General features: G+C 66.6%; 11 protein-coding genes. 7 read left to right on the forward strand and 4 right to left on the reverse strand.

All coding sequences use genetic code 11. The annotated features are described in order from the left end of the window. Positions 1 to 115: 115 nt before the first annotated feature. The 4 genes from QUV25_RS13295 (at position 116) to QUV25_RS13310 (ending at position 4,174) form a co-directional block, all read left to right on the forward strand. Positions 116 to 943, forward strand: coding sequence for an HDOD domain-containing protein (locus QUV25_RS13295; protein ID WP_300864642.1), 828 nt, complete (start codon positions 116 to 118; stop codon positions 941 to 943). 99 nt (positions 944 to 1,042) lie between these two features. After that, positions 1,043 to 1,867, forward strand: a complete 825-nt coding sequence (locus QUV25_RS13300; protein WP_300864643.1) for an HDOD domain-containing protein — start codon at positions 1,043 to 1,045, stop codon at positions 1,865 to 1,867. 128 nt (positions 1,868 to 1,995) lie between these two features. Then, complete coding sequence (locus tag QUV25_RS13305) at positions 1,996 to 3,099, forward strand: patatin-like phospholipase family protein (protein ID WP_300864644.1); 1,104 nt, start codon at positions 1,996 to 1,998, stop codon at positions 3,097 to 3,099. 91 nt (positions 3,100 to 3,190) lie between these two features. Beyond that, complete coding sequence (locus QUV25_RS13310) at positions 3,191 to 4,174, forward strand: rhodanese-related sulfurtransferase (protein ID WP_300864645.1); 984 nt, start codon at positions 3,191 to 3,193, stop codon at positions 4,172 to 4,174. Positions 4,175 to 4,408: 234 nt separating this feature from the next. Here QUV25_RS13310 and QUV25_RS13315 read toward each other — a convergent pair whose 3' ends face one another. Then, positions 4,409 to 5,545, reverse strand: coding sequence for an iron-containing alcohol dehydrogenase (locus QUV25_RS13315; RefSeq protein ID WP_300864647.1), 1,137 nt, complete (start codon positions 5,543 to 5,545; stop codon positions 4,409 to 4,411). Between the two features lie 233 nt (positions 5,546 to 5,778). On the opposite strand from QUV25_RS13315, the gene QUV25_RS13320 reads away from it, so the two are divergent. Continuing rightward, positions 5,779 to 6,762, forward strand: coding sequence for an alpha/beta hydrolase (locus QUV25_RS13320; RefSeq protein WP_300864648.1), 984 nt, complete (start codon positions 5,779 to 5,781; stop codon positions 6,760 to 6,762). On the opposite strand, the gene QUV25_RS13325 is transcribed toward QUV25_RS13320, so the two are convergent. Both QUV25_RS13325 and QUV25_RS13330 read right to left on the reverse strand, forming a co-directional pair. Further along, a complete protein-coding gene (locus QUV25_RS13325) occupies positions 6,749 to 7,990 on the reverse strand; it encodes a hypothetical protein (RefSeq protein WP_300864649.1) in 1,242 nt (413 codons plus the stop codon). The two genes, QUV25_RS13320 and QUV25_RS13325, sit on opposite strands and share 14 nt — an antisense overlap. Positions 7,991 to 8,001: 11 nt before the next feature. Next, positions 8,002 to 9,801 carry a hypothetical protein gene (locus tag QUV25_RS13330; protein ID WP_300864650.1) on the reverse strand — a complete coding sequence of 600 codons (1,800 nt, stop codon included), beginning with the start codon at positions 9,799 to 9,801 and terminating at the stop codon, positions 8,002 to 8,004. Between the two features lie 147 nt (positions 9,802 to 9,948). Between QUV25_RS13330 and QUV25_RS13335 the strand changes: the two genes are divergently transcribed. Both QUV25_RS13335 and QUV25_RS13340 read left to right on the forward strand, forming a co-directional pair. Next, on the forward strand, positions 9,949 to 10,812 hold the full coding sequence (locus tag QUV25_RS13335; RefSeq protein ID WP_300864652.1) for a YbgC/FadM family acyl-CoA thioesterase: 864 nt from the start codon (positions 9,949 to 9,951) through the stop codon (positions 10,810 to 10,812). Positions 10,813 to 10,949: 137 nt separating this feature from the next. After that, complete coding sequence (locus QUV25_RS13340; protein WP_300864653.1) at positions 10,950 to 13,265, forward strand: O-antigen ligase family protein; 2,316 nt, start codon at positions 10,950 to 10,952, stop codon at positions 13,263 to 13,265. Between the two features lie 21 nt (positions 13,266 to 13,286). On the opposite strand, the gene QUV25_RS13345 is transcribed toward QUV25_RS13340, so the two are convergent. Further along, entirely contained in the window at positions 13,287 to 14,141 is an 855-nt protein-coding gene (locus QUV25_RS13345) for an NRDE family protein (protein WP_300864655.1), read from the reverse strand. Positions 14,142 to 14,144 lie beyond the last annotated feature (3 nt).

Consider the following 14,144-nt stretch of genomic DNA (forward strand, 5'->3'; position numbering starts at 1 on the left):
GAAGAAGGGTGTGAAATCCAGCGCAATTGGGAAATTTGCGGAGGCCGGCACAGCTCAAGTCCGGGGGTGGCGGGTCGATACAAAAGGCATCCAAACCCGCCCTGAAGCCTTCCCCATGCAACTGGAAGCCCTGCTCAACTACCCCCGCGCCCTGCCGGCCATGCCGCGTGCCGTCTCCGAACTGCTGGGCGAGATGAACCAGGAAGACCCGAGCCCGCGCCGCATCGGCGAGCTGATCTCTCGCGATCCGGCGCTCACCACCCGGGTCCTAAGGCTCGCCAATTCCGCCTTCTTTCGCGTCAGTCGCAAGATCGGCAGCGCCGACGAGGCGGTGGCCTTGCTGGGCCTGACGCATGTGCGCTCCCTGGTCATGGCCGCTGCCCTGGGCTCGGGCTTCAAGAACGTGCCGGGCATCGACCTCAAGCAGTTCTGGCGCTACAGCCTGCGGGTGGCCGACATCTCGCGCTCGCTGGCGGGCGTGTTGCGGCAAAACGAAGGCAATGCCTTCACCGCGGGTCTCATCCATGGCATCGGCATCCTGATCATGCACATCGCCATGCCAGACGAGATGCTGCCGCTGGACATGAACACACCGCCGCTGGACCTGCACCGCGCCGAAGCCGAAAAGGCCCAGCTGGGCTACTGCTACGCCGAGGCCGGCGCCGGCATGATCGAGAAATGGCAGTTTCCCCCGGAGATGGTCTCGGCGCTGGCCAACCAGATCGAACCCTTCGAGGGGGAGGCCTACGACCCGCTGGCCGGCCTGCTGCACTTGGCCTCGTGGCGCGCGCGAGCCGAAGAGCTTCAGCTCGACAGCAGCGGCCTGGCCTCGACATTCCCCGACATGGTCGGCCTCACCCTGGGCCTGGATCTGGACAGCGTGCTGGGCAAAGACCCCTCGGAATGGTCGTTCACCAACGCGCTGGGCGCTTTTGTTGGCTGAGACCCGTTTTCAGCCATCCGCCTCAAGTTTTCCAACCGTCAGCCGAAGACACCGACAGACACGCTTTTGTCTACTTCGTAATCCACCAGGCAGCGCATCATGCAGATCGAAAAGCTCCTCAAGCAGCCCAACGCACTCCCCGCCGCACCCAAGGTGGTGCGCAAGCTGATCGCCACTTTCGACCAGGAAGAAGTGGACATGAACCAGGTGGCGGCGCTGATCGAAGACGATCCGGTGCTCACCGCCAAGCTGCTGAAAATGGCCAACTCGGCATTTTTTGGACTCACGCGCTCGGTGTCCAATGCCAAGGAAGCCATCAACGTCATGGGCCTGATCAAGGTCAGGGCGCTGGTGATCGCGGCTTCGTTTGGCGAGGGTTTTCACTGCGTGGGCAGCGTCAACATGAACCAGTTCTGGCGCTACAGCCTGAATTCGGCCAACCTGGCGCGCTACATCGCGCTGCCGATCCGCATCGACGAAAACACTGCCTTCACCTCCGGCCTCATCCACAACATTGGCGAGCTGGTGATGCACGTCGGCATGCCCGAAGCGATGATCGACCTGGACCGCAGCGTGCCCATGCTCGACCTCAAGCGGGCCAAGGCCGAGAAAGGCCTTTTTGGCTACAGCTACGCCGAGGTCGGCGCGGCGCTGGCCCGCGAATGGCACTTCCCCAAACGCATGATCACCGCCATCGAGCACCAGTGCGCCCCGTTTGAAAACGAAACCTACGAGCCGATTGCCGGGGTGGTGCACATCGCCTCCTGGCGCGCCCGGGCCGAAGAAGGTCACATGCGCAGCGAGATGCTGATCAACACCTACCCCGACCCGGTGGGGCTGGCCCTGGGCATCGATCCGGACATCGTGGTCGGCGAGGAAATCCCCGCACTGACCCGCACCGAAGACGCTTCCGAACCTGCCTGAGGTCGGGCGAAGTACAAGCCGCCGATTGGCGCGGCGAGGCCCAGTGCCTCACCCGGAAGAGCTCGCTTGTGCCCTGGCTGGGCGGTTGATCCGGTGGGCGAAGCAAGCGTCGGCGACAATTCCCGCCCATGGCTTCCCGTTTTCAGGCGCTGCGCCTCTACGCCGGTCCGCAAGCCCGGCAACACATCTGCCGCCAAGGCCTGCAAGCGCAGGACGTGGGCATCGTGCCGGCCGCCGCCGGTGGCCCCAAAGGCCTGATCCTCGGGCCACTTGACCGCTTTCTGTTTGGTGACTGGTTGCCCAGATCCCGGCAACCGGTCGACCTGGTGGGTGCCTCTATCGGCGCCTGGCGCATGGCCACGGCCTGCCTCGATTCATCGGTACCGGCCTTTGAGCGCCTGGAGCGCGACTACATCCGCCAGCACTACGAGCTGCCAGCCGGGCAGAAACGGCCCAGCGCCGACCAGGTGAGCGGGCAGTTTGGCGAGAACCTGCGGCTGTTCTACGGCGGGCGCATCGCTGAAGTCCTGCAACACCCGCGTTACCGCCTGCACGTGGTCACCTCGCGCGGCCGGCATGTGCTGGGCCGGCAAGGACCAGTGCGCACGCCCGTGGGCTACCTGGGCGCGTTCGCTGCCAACGCGGTGCACCGCAAGGCGCTGGGCGCCTGGCTGGAGCGGGTGGTGTTTTCGTCACCGGGAGACGCGACACCCGCCGTGCCGTTGCCGTTCACGACTCAGGATTTCCGCACCCGGCAGGTGCCGCTGTCCGAAGCCAATTTCATGGACGCCTTGCAGGCCAGCTGCTCGATCCCGTTCGTGCTCAACGCGGTGCACGGCATCGCCGGAGCGCCGCCCGGCGCCTACTGGGACGGCGGCATCACCGACTACCACCTGCACCTTCGCTACCAGCCTCGGGCGGCGTCACCCATCGTGCTGTACCCGCATTTCCAGCAGCAGGTGGTGCCCGGCTGGCTCGACAAGGTCTGGAAACACCGCCACCGGGCCAGCCCGGCGCTGGACGCCATGGTGGTGATCGCGCCCAGCCCCGAGTGGGTGCGCAGCCTGCCCAACGGTAAGCTGCCCGATCGCACCGATTTCACCCGCTATGGGCCGGACCTGGGCGCGCGCGTTGCCGCCTGGAGCGCCGCGACCGCGGCCAGCCAGCAACTGGCGGACGAGCTGGCCGAATGGCTTGAGGACCCCGATCCTTCGATGGTTCTCCCGCTCTGAAGGGGCGCCTGGGGTGCATGAGCCATGCGCCAGCCTGCCAGGGCGCAGCCACGGGTGGGGCCTTCGAGTCTGTGCCGGGGGATAATTTCGCATGGACTCAAAGACGCCTGCACCCCTGCCAACCGAGAACGCGCGCTACCTCACCGCGGCGCTCTACCAGTTCGTCGATTTGCCCGATTTCGCCGAGCTGCGCGAGCCGCTGCAGGCCTGCTGCGAGCGCCACGCCGTCAAGGGCACGCTGCTGCTGGCGCGCGAGGGCATCAACGGCACCATCGCCGGTCAAGAGGCCGGCGTGCGCGCGGTGCTGGCCCATTTGCGCGCCGATCCGCGCCTGGCAGGCCTGCCACACAAGGAGTCCTGGAGCGACAAGCCGCCGTTTCTGCGCATGAAGGTGCGGCTGAAAAAGGAAATCGTCACGCTGCACGTGCCCGGTCTCGATCCGAATCAGACCGTGGGTCAGTATGTGAAGCCGCAAGACTGGAACGCCTTGCTGGCCGACCCCGAGGTGCTGGTGGTCGACACCCGCAACGATTACGAGGTGGCCATCGGCAGCTTTGCCGGCGCCATCAACCCGAACATCAAGACCTTCACCGAACTGCCCGCCTGGCTCGATGCGCAAGACCGTTTGCAAGGCGATGCCGGCAAAAAGACCAAGGTCGCCATGTTCTGCACCGGCGGCATCCGCTGCGAAAAATCCACCGCGCTGATGAAAATGCGCGGCTTCGACGCCGTCTACCACCTGCAAGGCGGCATCCTCAAGTACCTGGAGGAGGTGCCTGCCGAGCAAAGCACCTGGCAGGGCGAGTGCTTTGTGTTCGATGAACGCGTGAGCGTGGGCCACGGCCTGGTGCCCGGGCCTCACGAGCTCTGCCGCTCCTGCCGCTGGCCGCTCAGCGAGGCCGACAAGGCCTCACCGAACTACGTGAAAGGCGTGAGTTGCGACCACTGCCACGCCCTAAGAACCCCGGAAGAGAAGGCCCGCCTGGCGGAACGGCAGCGGCAGGTCGAGCTGGCCGAGGCCAGGGGTGAGGTGCATGTGGGGGCCCGCATGCCTCACCTCGAACAGAACCCCTGATTTCTCATGTTCCACATGAGAAAGCTCAAATAGATATTTGTTTTATATGAACAAAGTCTCGTATTTGAAGCGCTGATAGGTGCAGGCGAGTCGCGCGGTCATCATCGCCAACTCCCAGGCCTATTCAGTTAAGAATTTACCTTTTAAATCATGAATAGTTTCATGTTTTAAAAAGGTTTTTTCTACATAAAACTCGCTTATATCGCCTCGATCCAGAGGCAAAACCGTCAACCCTCACATCGCCGCTTCCAGCATGGCCCGGTAGTCTTCCGGAGACGCGAGCCGGGGATTGGTCTTGTGGCAATGGTCGGCCAGGGCCCCTGTGATGACCCGGTCAAACAGATCGGGCGTGACGCCCATGGCGGCCAGGCCGGTAGGCAGCCCCAGGCGGGCGTTCATCGCGGTGATGGCGCCGGCCACCTCGGCGCCGCTGCCTAGGCCCATGGCGTGCGCCATGCGGTCCAGGCGGCGCTCCTTTTTCATGGATTCGGCCTCGGCGTTGAAGCGGATCACGGCAGGCAGGAACATGGCGTTGAGCGTGCCGTGGTGCAGGCGCGGGTTCACGCCGCCCAGGCTGTGGCTCAGGCTGTGCACACAGCCCAGGCCTTTCTGGAACGCCATCGCGCCTTGCATGCTGGCACTCATCATGTTCAGGCGCGCTTCGCGGTCGCTGCCGTCCTGGGTAGCGCGCTCGATGTGGGCCCAGCCACGCGCCAGACCGTCCAGCGCGATGCCGTCGGCCGGCGGGTTGAAGGGCGGCGCCATGAAGGTCTCCATGCAGTGGGCGATGGCGTCCATGCCGGTGGCGGCGGTGAGCAGGGGCGGCAGGCCGAGGGTGAGCTCGGGGTCGAGCAGGGCGGTCTTGGGTACCAGAAACCAGCTGTGAAACCCGAGCTTGCGGCCGTCGTCCACGATCACGATGGCGCCGCGCGCCACCTCGCTGCCGGTGCCAGCCGTGGTGGGCACGGCGATGATGGGCGGCACCCGGTCGGTGATCTTGGGTGAGCCCCCTTCGATGGTGGCGTAGGTCTTGAGCGGGCCTTCGTGCACCGCGGCGATGGCCGCGCCTTTGGCGCAGTCGATGGCGCTGCCGCCGCCCAGGGCGATCAAGCCGTCGCACCGCTCGGTCTGGTACAGCGCCACAGCCGCCCGCACGGCAGCCTCGGTGGGGTTGGACGGCGTGGCGTCAAACACCGCAGGTTTCAGGCCGGGCAGGGCGGCCAGCACCTTGTCGACCAGGCCGGCGGCCCTGACCCCGGCGTCGGTCACGATCAGGGGCCGGGTGATGCCGACCCGCTCGCATTCGGTCTGCAGCTGCGACAAGGCGCCGAAGTCGATCTGGATGTTGGTGATGTACAGAATCTGGGCCATGAATATGTCCATGCCCCCTGCGCCGCTTCGCGTCGTCCCCTGGGGGGAACCACACCTGTGGCCCGGCGGAGCCGGTTCCACGGTGTGCACTGGGGGCGCTGCCTCGGTGGGGGCAAAGGTGGTGCCCAGCGCAACACTGGAGAGACTATACGGGTCTGCGTGCCGCGCGCAGCGTCACGCGCGGGTCACCCGCACCCTTGTTTCCGCGTTGAGCGAGGGCAGAATGACAGCGCATGTCCCATCACCTCAACCCCCGCGCCCTGCTCACGCCCGCCATGCGGGGGTTGCTGGATCGCATCGCCCGCGCCGGTCACCCGCCCATGCACGCGCTCACGCCCGCCCAGGCCAAGCTGGCCTACGAGGCGGGCGCCGGCGTACTCGACATCCCCCCGCACAAACTGCCTCGGGCAGAGAACCTGCGCATCGCCACGCGCGACGGCGCCGAGCTGTCAGCCCGGCTGTGGGCGCCCGCCAGCGAGCAACCGCTGCCGGTGCTGCTGTACTTTCACGGCGGCGGCTTCACCGTGGGCAGCGTGGCCAGCCACGAGCCGCTGTGCCGACACCTGGCTCATCTGGCTCACTGTGCGGTGATCTCGGTCGACTACCGACTCGCGCCTGAGCACCGCTTCCCGACCGCGGTGCACGACGCGTGGGACAGCCTGGCCTGGGTGCGCCAACACGCGACCGATCTGAGGCTGGACCCTGCTCGCATCGCCCTGGGTGGTGACAGCGCTGGCGGCACGCTGGCAGCGGTCACCGCCATTTCCGCGCGCGACGCAGGCTGGCCGCTGTCGCTGCAGCTGTTGTTTTACCCCGGTACCGCTGGGCACCAGGACAGCGCCACCCACAAGACCTTTGCCCACGGCTTCCTGCTGGAAGAATCGCACATCAGCTACTTCTTTGGGCACTACCTGCGAACCCCGGCCGACCGCGATGACTGGCGCTTTGCGCCGCTCGACGGTGTGGACGACAGCGGCCACGCGCGCGAACTGGACGGCGTGGTCCCAGCCTGGATCGGGCTGGCCGAATGCGACCCGCTGACCGACGAAGGCGTGATGTACGCCGACCGCCTGCGCCTGGCCGGCGTGGCGACGGACCTGGAGATCTACCGCGGCGTGGTGCACGGCTTCATCCAGTTTGGCCGCGCAATTCCTGAAGCCCTGACCGCCCACAACGACGCACAGCGCGCGCTGCGCCAAGCCTTCACGGCGGCATGACGCGGGCGATCCGCGTGCTGACCGCGCAGCCCTCGGTCTTCCTGGCCAGACGCGTGCCCCAGTCCGGTGGCTCGTCGCCATACACGGCCGGCACGGGCTGGCGCTGCAAGTAGCGCTCCAGCCGCTCGCGCTTGCTGGCGGTGGCCGGGTCCAGTCGTGCCTGCCAGTGGCGGCATGGGAAGCTTTCCAGGGTGAGGACTTCACAGCTCACCGAAAAGTCGAACAGCGCTTTGTCGACGTAGATCGGGTAGCGGTTCCAGGCGCGCACCAGGTGCCCGCGGCTGGCCCGCTCCATGGCCGCCGGCCGGACGAATTCCGTCTTCTGCCGCAGCAGAACGCCGGGAGGCAGCGCAGGCAGCAGGATGTTGGCCCGGATCAGCGCCTCGCGAACAGGCGGGTTGGAGAGCTCCAGGATCAGGCGCCTGGATTGGGCGGGCGGGCGGCACGCCATGCCCATGTCCTGGTCGCTGACCAGGTGCTCGACAAAGTCCAGCGGATTGATGCCGAAGTAAATGCCCCACCCGTAGGAGACCGACGTTCCAGTGGCCTCGGGTGTCCATTGCCCCAGCGCGGCCAGCTGCCCGGCGAGCGCAGCGCGCTGCAGGCTGTTGGGCGCGGCAGCCTGGTGGTCCGCGAGCCACTTCGATCGGAGCACATCGGTGCTCAGGCGCGCCTGCTGCAGAAAACCGGGTAACCAGGCCTCGTACTGCGCGGCATACAGGGCGTCTGCCCGGGCCTTCTCGTCGCGCGGGGTGCTGTGCAGCGCTTCGCCCAGCTGCAGCAGGTTGTGCAGGCGAAGATCGAACTGGTGATCGGTGGCACGCTCCAGTTGCTGGGTTCGTTCCACCGCGTCGGTGGCCAGGGCTGCGCGGGAGATCAACTGGGAGTAGCTGCGCTGTCGCGCGGTCTCGAAGGCTTCGAAATGCAAGCGGCCCGATTGCAGCGCACGCAGGATCTTGCTTGGGTGCCCCCACGTGTACAGGGCGTGTTCGTCTGCGGTGGGTGCCCGGCTGCAGGCCTTGACCCAGCGCCGGATGCGCTGCACCTCGCGGGTGAGGTCTGGCCGCGGCTTCATGGCCGAGCGGTCTTGCAGCAAGGCCAGGCAGGCCGCGGGTGGGGGCAAACCGGAAAACAGACCCGGTTGTGAGGCGGGTTGCGCCCGAGCCGCAGACCCTGCCAGCAGCCCCGCGGCCAGCCAGATACCCACCCGATGCCAGGGCAACGGCATGACCGAAGATCTCAGCCTGAGCACGCGGCAGGCGCCGCCGCGGGGTTGACCACGCACTCGGCAATGCGAGGGTGGAACCACAGGGTCGGGTTGCCAGGTTCAATGCTGAACGCGGGGCCTGCCTGGCTGCCCTGGGAACCGCAGGTGGCCGGCTCACCCGACAGGCCCATCACCTGCAGGCGCTCGGCCACCGCATCGCGCTCCTCCAGGGTGGCGTACTTCACCAGTTGCATGCCCAGCTTGGCGCGCCAGTCGGCAATCTGGGCGTTGCTCTGACAGCCCGGGTCGTCGGGGTCTTGCAGACAGCGCCGCTTGGCCGGGCCAGCCACCTGAGTCTGCAGGATGTCCTCGGGTGAAGCCTGCTGCTCGGCCGAACCGGCTTCGATGGGCAACTGCACCCGGTAGGCATAGGGCGAGCGAAAGGCTGCTTCGGGAAATTCACAGCCTTGGTCATTGGCCGTGCAACTTTGAGCGAAGTTGCGCAGACGGCTGAGCGCATCCTGCACGTCGTCCTGCACCCGCTCCAGGCGGGCGATCTGCTCGGCGTCGATGGACACGGTGGTGGTGGACGTGGTGGTCAAGACGGGAATCGGCAAGTTATGGCCCAGCACCGTGAGGGTGCTCAGGCGGGTGTAGGTCAGCGTTCTGGTGACGCTGCTGGCGAGCGGCACCAGGGACAGGCAGCCGCTGGCGGTGTCCGGCTTGGCGCCGACGAACTTGTCTGGCGCATCGAGCACCTGCTGCACATCGCCGTACAAGGCGTTGTAGGCACCCCAGAGACTGGCCACCTGCAGGTACTCGTTGGCATCGACCTCCAGCGTCTTGGGGGGCCAGTTGGCCAGCGACTCGTAGGGCGCCACGGCCATGTGGAAGTCTTTTGGCGCATCGAAGGCGGTGGCCGAGAGGGTTTCCAGCTTGGCCATTACATCGGTGGTGGTCAGCGGGATGCTGTCACCCCGGCCGCCCACCTGAAACACCGACACATTGAGCGACTGGGTGCTGTTGCCCACCTTCACGCCTGTTTGCATGGCGCCTTTGAACTTGGCACCCCAACCGCTGCCAGACAGCTCGGCCGACACCTTCTGATGCTCCTGCCGGCTGTTGGTGTCGACCGTGATCACCGCGGTGAGCTTGGCGCCGCTGTACACGGCGGACACGAAGCCATGGCCGCAGCGATGCAGGAACTCGCCCGGATCGGGTTGCCGAGCCAGGGCCAGTGCGGCCGGCGTGAGGCGAATCTCACCTGTGGCCACGCCTTCGGAGGAGGGCGGTGCAGCGGTGTCCCGAGCTCGCTCGGGCACGGGCGCGGCGTAGCGCACGCCGTTCTCCACGGAAGCGTTCATGACGAAGTTGGACGCGAAGCGCGAGACGTGCATGTCTCTGGCGAACTTCGCCTTGCCGTTGACCTCCACACCGATGGCCTTGACCGATGCCTCGGCCGACATGCCCATGCTTTGCATGAGATCGTGGTTGTCCGACACCTCGCTCATCGTCATCATGCGGGTCTGCGCAGGTTCGCTGGCCTCGACGAACTCCACGCACACGCTTGGCACCGGCTCGCCGCTCACCGAGTTCCAGCCCCAACCCAGGTTGATACCGGTCTCGGGAACCTCCAGAATCTCGGTGCTGGCCTGAGGTGGCGCCCGGTAGCTGGCGCTCAGGGGATCCCCGCTGGGCTGGTTCCTGGCGTCCGGTGGCACGTAGGGCGGCGGGCGCTCGCACCCGACCAGCCAGAGCGCCGCACTCAGCAGCACCAGACCGGCAAAGCCAACAGGCCGGCGGCATGCGGGGGAGGTTGAGGGGGTGTGCATGTCGCGCTCCTGACCGGCTTGCATCACGAAACCGTCAAAATCACCGTAACACGCTGGCTGTATCGCGTGCAACCCCATCCCGGCTGGGCATGGACGCCATGTCCATCGGTTCCCATGCCTTTCCTCAGTCCATTCAGCTCAGCCGCCATGTCTTTGCAGCGCTCCGATTTCCGATTCTTCCACCGCCTGCGCGTGCGCTGGGCCGAGGTGGATATGCAGAAGATCGTCTTCAACGCCCATTACCTGATGTACTTCGACACCGCCATCGCCGACTACTGGCGGGCGCTGGTCCTGCCGTACCAGGCCACCATGGACAGCTTGGCTGGAGACCTGTACGTGGTCAAGGCGACGGTGGAGTTCCACGCATCGGCCGAGGTGGACGACCAGATCGAAGTGGCCATGAAGTGCGCGCGCATCGGCACCTCGTCCATGGTCTTCACCGGCGCCATCTTCCGCGGTGAGCAGCACCTGATCTCGGGCGAGATCGTCTACGTGTTTGCCGACCCGGCCACGCAGACCTCCCGCCCCGTGCCACCCGTACTGCGGGAAACCATCATGGGCTATGAGGCGGGTGAGGCGATGGTGACGCTCAAGAGGGGTGGGTGGGACGCACTGGGCACCCATGCGCAGCGCATTCGCACCGAGGTGTTCGTGCAGGAACAGCGCATTCCCCAGGAACTGGAGTGGGACGCGGCCGATGCCACGGCCCTGCACGCCGTGGCCTACAACCGCCTGGGCGAAGCGGTTGCCACCGGGCGGCTGTTGCCGCACGGGCCCGGGGTGGTGAAGATCGGTCGCATGGCGGTGAACCGGGTGCTGCGGGGTGGCCAGGTCGGCCGCCAGGTGCTGCACGCGTTGATGGACGCGGCAGCTGAGCGCGGGGAGCGCGAGGTGATGCTGCATGCGCAGCGCAGCGCCGAGGGCTTCTACCGCCGATTGGGGTTTGAGCAGCGCGGCGAGCCGTTTGAAGAAGCCGGCATCACCCACGTGGAGATGTTCACACGCCTGTAAGCAAAGGTGAGCGACCGGGCAAGGTCGTTCGGTGCAGCTCCCCAAGCAGCGACAATACGCGGTTGCGACGGCGCCCCAGGCGGCCGTCTTCAGGCCAGTCGCCCACCCGGCGCGGGCCCGCACCTCCCGACTGTTTCATGGCCAAGAAAAAGCGCATCTCTCCACCCGCAGCGGGCCCAAACGGCGCCAGCGCCAAGCCCGTCGCCGGGCCCGCCCAGAACGGCCCTCCCCAAGCGCCAGCGGTAGCGCCCAACCCCATTTCCAGGGCGCGACCTGCGCCAGCACCTGCCTTGGCGATGCTGCCGGGCGAGGTGCTCAAGGGCGACTGGACGGTGGCCCTCCTGGCCTTGATGATGTTCCTGGCCCCGGCGCTGGGCGTGCCGAACGAGGAAATGCTGCAGGACACGCTCAAGTCCATCGTGGTGTCGTTTGCGGCGCTCGTCGCTGCGCTGGCGTTTTTCTGGAACCAGCGCACCCGCACTCAGCCCTTGCGCTGGCATGGCCTGATGTGGCTGCCGCTGCTGCTGATGGTGTACGCGCTGGGCAGCATGGTCTGGTCGCACACCTACCTGGCCGGCGTGGAGGCCATCCGCTGGTTCATCTTCTCGGTGCTGCTCTGGCTGGGTCTGAACACCCTGGACCGCGAGCGGCTGCCCACGCTGGCGTGGGGCATCCACGTGGGTGCGGTGGTCGCCTCGCTCTGGACTGCGTTGCAGTACTGGGCGGATTTCGCTTTCTTCCCCCAGGGTCCCAACCCAGCCTCGACCTTCGTCAACCGCAACTTCTTCGCCGAATTTGTGGTCTGTACGCTGCCGTTCTCGGTCTACCTGCTGGCCCGCGCGCGCAACAGCGCAACGGTTGCCTTGCTGGCGTTCAGCATCGGCTTCAACCTGGTCGCGATGTTCATGACCGGCACGCGCTCGGCGCTGCTGGCCTTTATTGCGCTGCTGGTGGTGCTGCCCTTCATCGTCTGGCGCTATCGCCAGCACCTGGCACTCTCCGGCTGGGACGCTGGGCGGCGCATCCTGGCCGGCGGCCTGATCGTGGCCACGGTGCTTGGCCTGGGCCTGATCACCACAGGCAACCCCAAGATGGTGGAGGAGAACCGCACCGAGGGGCGCGGCCTCAACGCGCTGGAGCGCAGCTTTGCGCGCGCCAAGTCCATGGCCGCCACCGAGGAGTACACCGAGCGCTCGTTCTCGATCCGCTGGGTGATGTGGAAAGCCACCGGCCGCATCATCCAGGAGCGGCCGCTGACGGGTGTGGGCGCGGGCGCCTGGGAAGTCGACATCCCGCTGTACCAGGAAGCCGGCTCCCAGCTGGAGACCGACTATTACGTGCACAACGAGGTCCTGCAGCTCTTGGCCGAATACGGGCTGGCCGGCTGGATCTTTCTGCTGACGCTGCTGGCGTACCTCAGCCGAGCAGCCTGGCGCACCTGGCGCCTGAGTGGTGACGACGCGCGCCAGGAGGGCATGTTGCGCGCCACCACACTGGCTGCGCTGATGGCGTTCCTGATCGTGAGCAACGCCGGTTTCCCCTGGCGCATGGCCAGCACCGGCGCGCTGTTCGCCTTGTGCCTCGCCATCCTGGCCGCGTCCGACGCGCGCCTCGCGCAGCGCGGCTGGTCGGCCGCGGCCCGTCTGAACTGGAAGCCGGCTTTTTCCCAGATCGGTGCGGTCACCACCATGGGCTGCCTGGCGCTGGCGGCCTACATCACCCAGCAGGCGGCCGCCTCCGAGAGCCTGATCGTGCGCGCCACCAAGATCGCCCTGTCGGTCAGCCAGTCGGGCGACTACAACAACCCCAAATGGATCAAGCAGCGCGCAGAAATGCTGGACCTGATCCGGCGCGGTATCGACATCAACCCTCACTACCGCAAGATCACGCCGATGGTGGCCGACGAGCTCGCCAAATGGGGCGACTGGACCAACGCGGTGTGGATCTGGGAGTCGGTGCTGGGCTCAAGGCCGTATGTGACGGCCATCATGAGCAACGTGGCGCGTGGCCACGCCCAGATGGGCGAACCCGACAAGGCCATGGCCATGCTGGAGCGTGCCAAGGTGCTGCAGCCCATGGCGCCGTCGGTGCGCTCGCTGGAGGTCATCCTCCTGAGCCGCAACGGCAACGAACCCAAGGCCCTGGCGATGGCGCGCGAAGACATCCTGGCCGAGCGCTACGACTACGACATGGTCAACACCGGCTATGTGCTGGCCATGCGCGCCAAAGACTATGACCTCGCGATCAAGTCGATGGAGCTGCGCAACAAGGGCTGGCCAGCGAACAAGCTCGATGCCGATGCCAAGCTCGGGAACGCCTGGGTCGGCAAGGGCGACACCAACAAGGCGATGGAGTATTTCCGCGCCGCCATGGCCGCCACACCGCCAGGCCAGGAGCAGGCCACGTTGAACATGATTCCGCAGCCGCTCTGGCCGCTGCTGCAAAAGCCTTGAGCCCTCGGGTACCTCTGCGTCTCACAGCGCCAGCGTGGCGTGCGCGGGTGTCGGCGTGGTCCAGCCCGGTGCGTCTGGCAGATGGGTCCATTCCCAGGCTTGCACCGTGGGGGCTAGAGATCCCCGCGCCTGCACCTTGAGCACCAGGCTGCTGCGCGTGCCATAGCCCGCAGCCGGCAGGTGCACGAAAGCGGCTGACAGCGCACGTTCGCGCTCCGGATCGATGCCGGTGGCGGGTAGGCGGTCCGGTGGCGCTGGTGTGGCATCGGCCAGCGCGGCGCTCAGCTGGTGGCGTTCAGGATCCGACTCCGCGCTGGTTCCTGACAGATGGCTGGTCTGCAACGCCGTTTGCAGCGCCGCCTTGAGCCGCAGCGTCTTGGGCCAGGGGGTATCCAGCGAGGCGTTGGAAAGACCGTAAACGCCCGGACCCAGAGTTTGCAGAGCCAGCTCGGACTGCGGGCCTGCATGCGGTTGAGCCGGATCGCAGTTGCTCATCCAGGCCCAGTGGCCACGGCGCAAGTCACCGACCACCAGATTGAACCCCGCGTAGGCCATCGGCTCGATCTCGCGACCCATCATCGCCGGCTCATCGTGCGCTCCCTGCAACCAGCGTGTGGTCAGCTCGCCCCGGCTGCGCAAACCGCTGGCAGCGTCGGGGCCACGAACGTTGGTCAGCATCGCCACACGACCAGCTGCGCTCACGCCCAGCCAGGTGCCGCCATCGCGCAGGTCGCGCCCTGCCAGCACCTCGACACCAGCGTCTGCGCCCCAACGATGCAGCGGCGCGGTCGGGCGGTCAAAAAACTCGTCTCGGTTGGCCGCGAGCAGCAACGGCAAACCGGGTCTGGCCTGGATGGCAAAAGCGATCAGGCACACGGG

This window comes from Hydrogenophaga sp., from assembly GCF_030373245.1.
Lineage (GTDB): Bacteria > Pseudomonadota > Gammaproteobacteria > Burkholderiales > Burkholderiaceae_C > Hydrogenophaga.

Coding starts and splice junctions, on each gene's coding strand:
- QUV25_RS13295 (WP_300864642.1), top strand. CDS start 116: ATGCAACTGGAAGCCCTGCTCAACTACCCCCGCGCCCTGCCGGCCATG.
- QUV25_RS13300 (WP_300864643.1), top strand. CDS start 1,043: ATGCAGATCGAAAAGCTCCTCAAGCAGCCCAACGCACTCCCCGCCGCA.
- QUV25_RS13305 (WP_300864644.1), top strand. CDS start 1,996: ATGGCTTCCCGTTTTCAGGCGCTGCGCCTCTACGCCGGTCCGCAAGCC.
- QUV25_RS13310 (WP_300864645.1), top strand. CDS start 3,191: ATGGACTCAAAGACGCCTGCACCCCTGCCAACCGAGAACGCGCGCTAC.
- QUV25_RS13315 (WP_300864647.1), bottom strand. CDS start 5,545: ATGGCCCAGATTCTGTACATCACCAACATCCAGATCGACTTCGGCGCC.
- QUV25_RS13320 (WP_300864648.1), top strand. CDS start 5,779: ATGTCCCATCACCTCAACCCCCGCGCCCTGCTCACGCCCGCCATGCGG.
- QUV25_RS13325 (WP_300864649.1), bottom strand. CDS start 7,990: ATGCCGTTGCCCTGGCATCGGGTGGGTATCTGGCTGGCCGCGGGGCTG.
- QUV25_RS13330 (WP_300864650.1), bottom strand. CDS start 9,801: ATGCACACCCCCTCAACCTCCCCCGCATGCCGCCGGCCTGTTGGCTTT.
- QUV25_RS13335 (WP_300864652.1), top strand. CDS start 9,949: ATGTCTTTGCAGCGCTCCGATTTCCGATTCTTCCACCGCCTGCGCGTG.
- QUV25_RS13340 (WP_300864653.1), top strand. CDS start 10,950: ATGGCCAAGAAAAAGCGCATCTCTCCACCCGCAGCGGGCCCAAACGGC.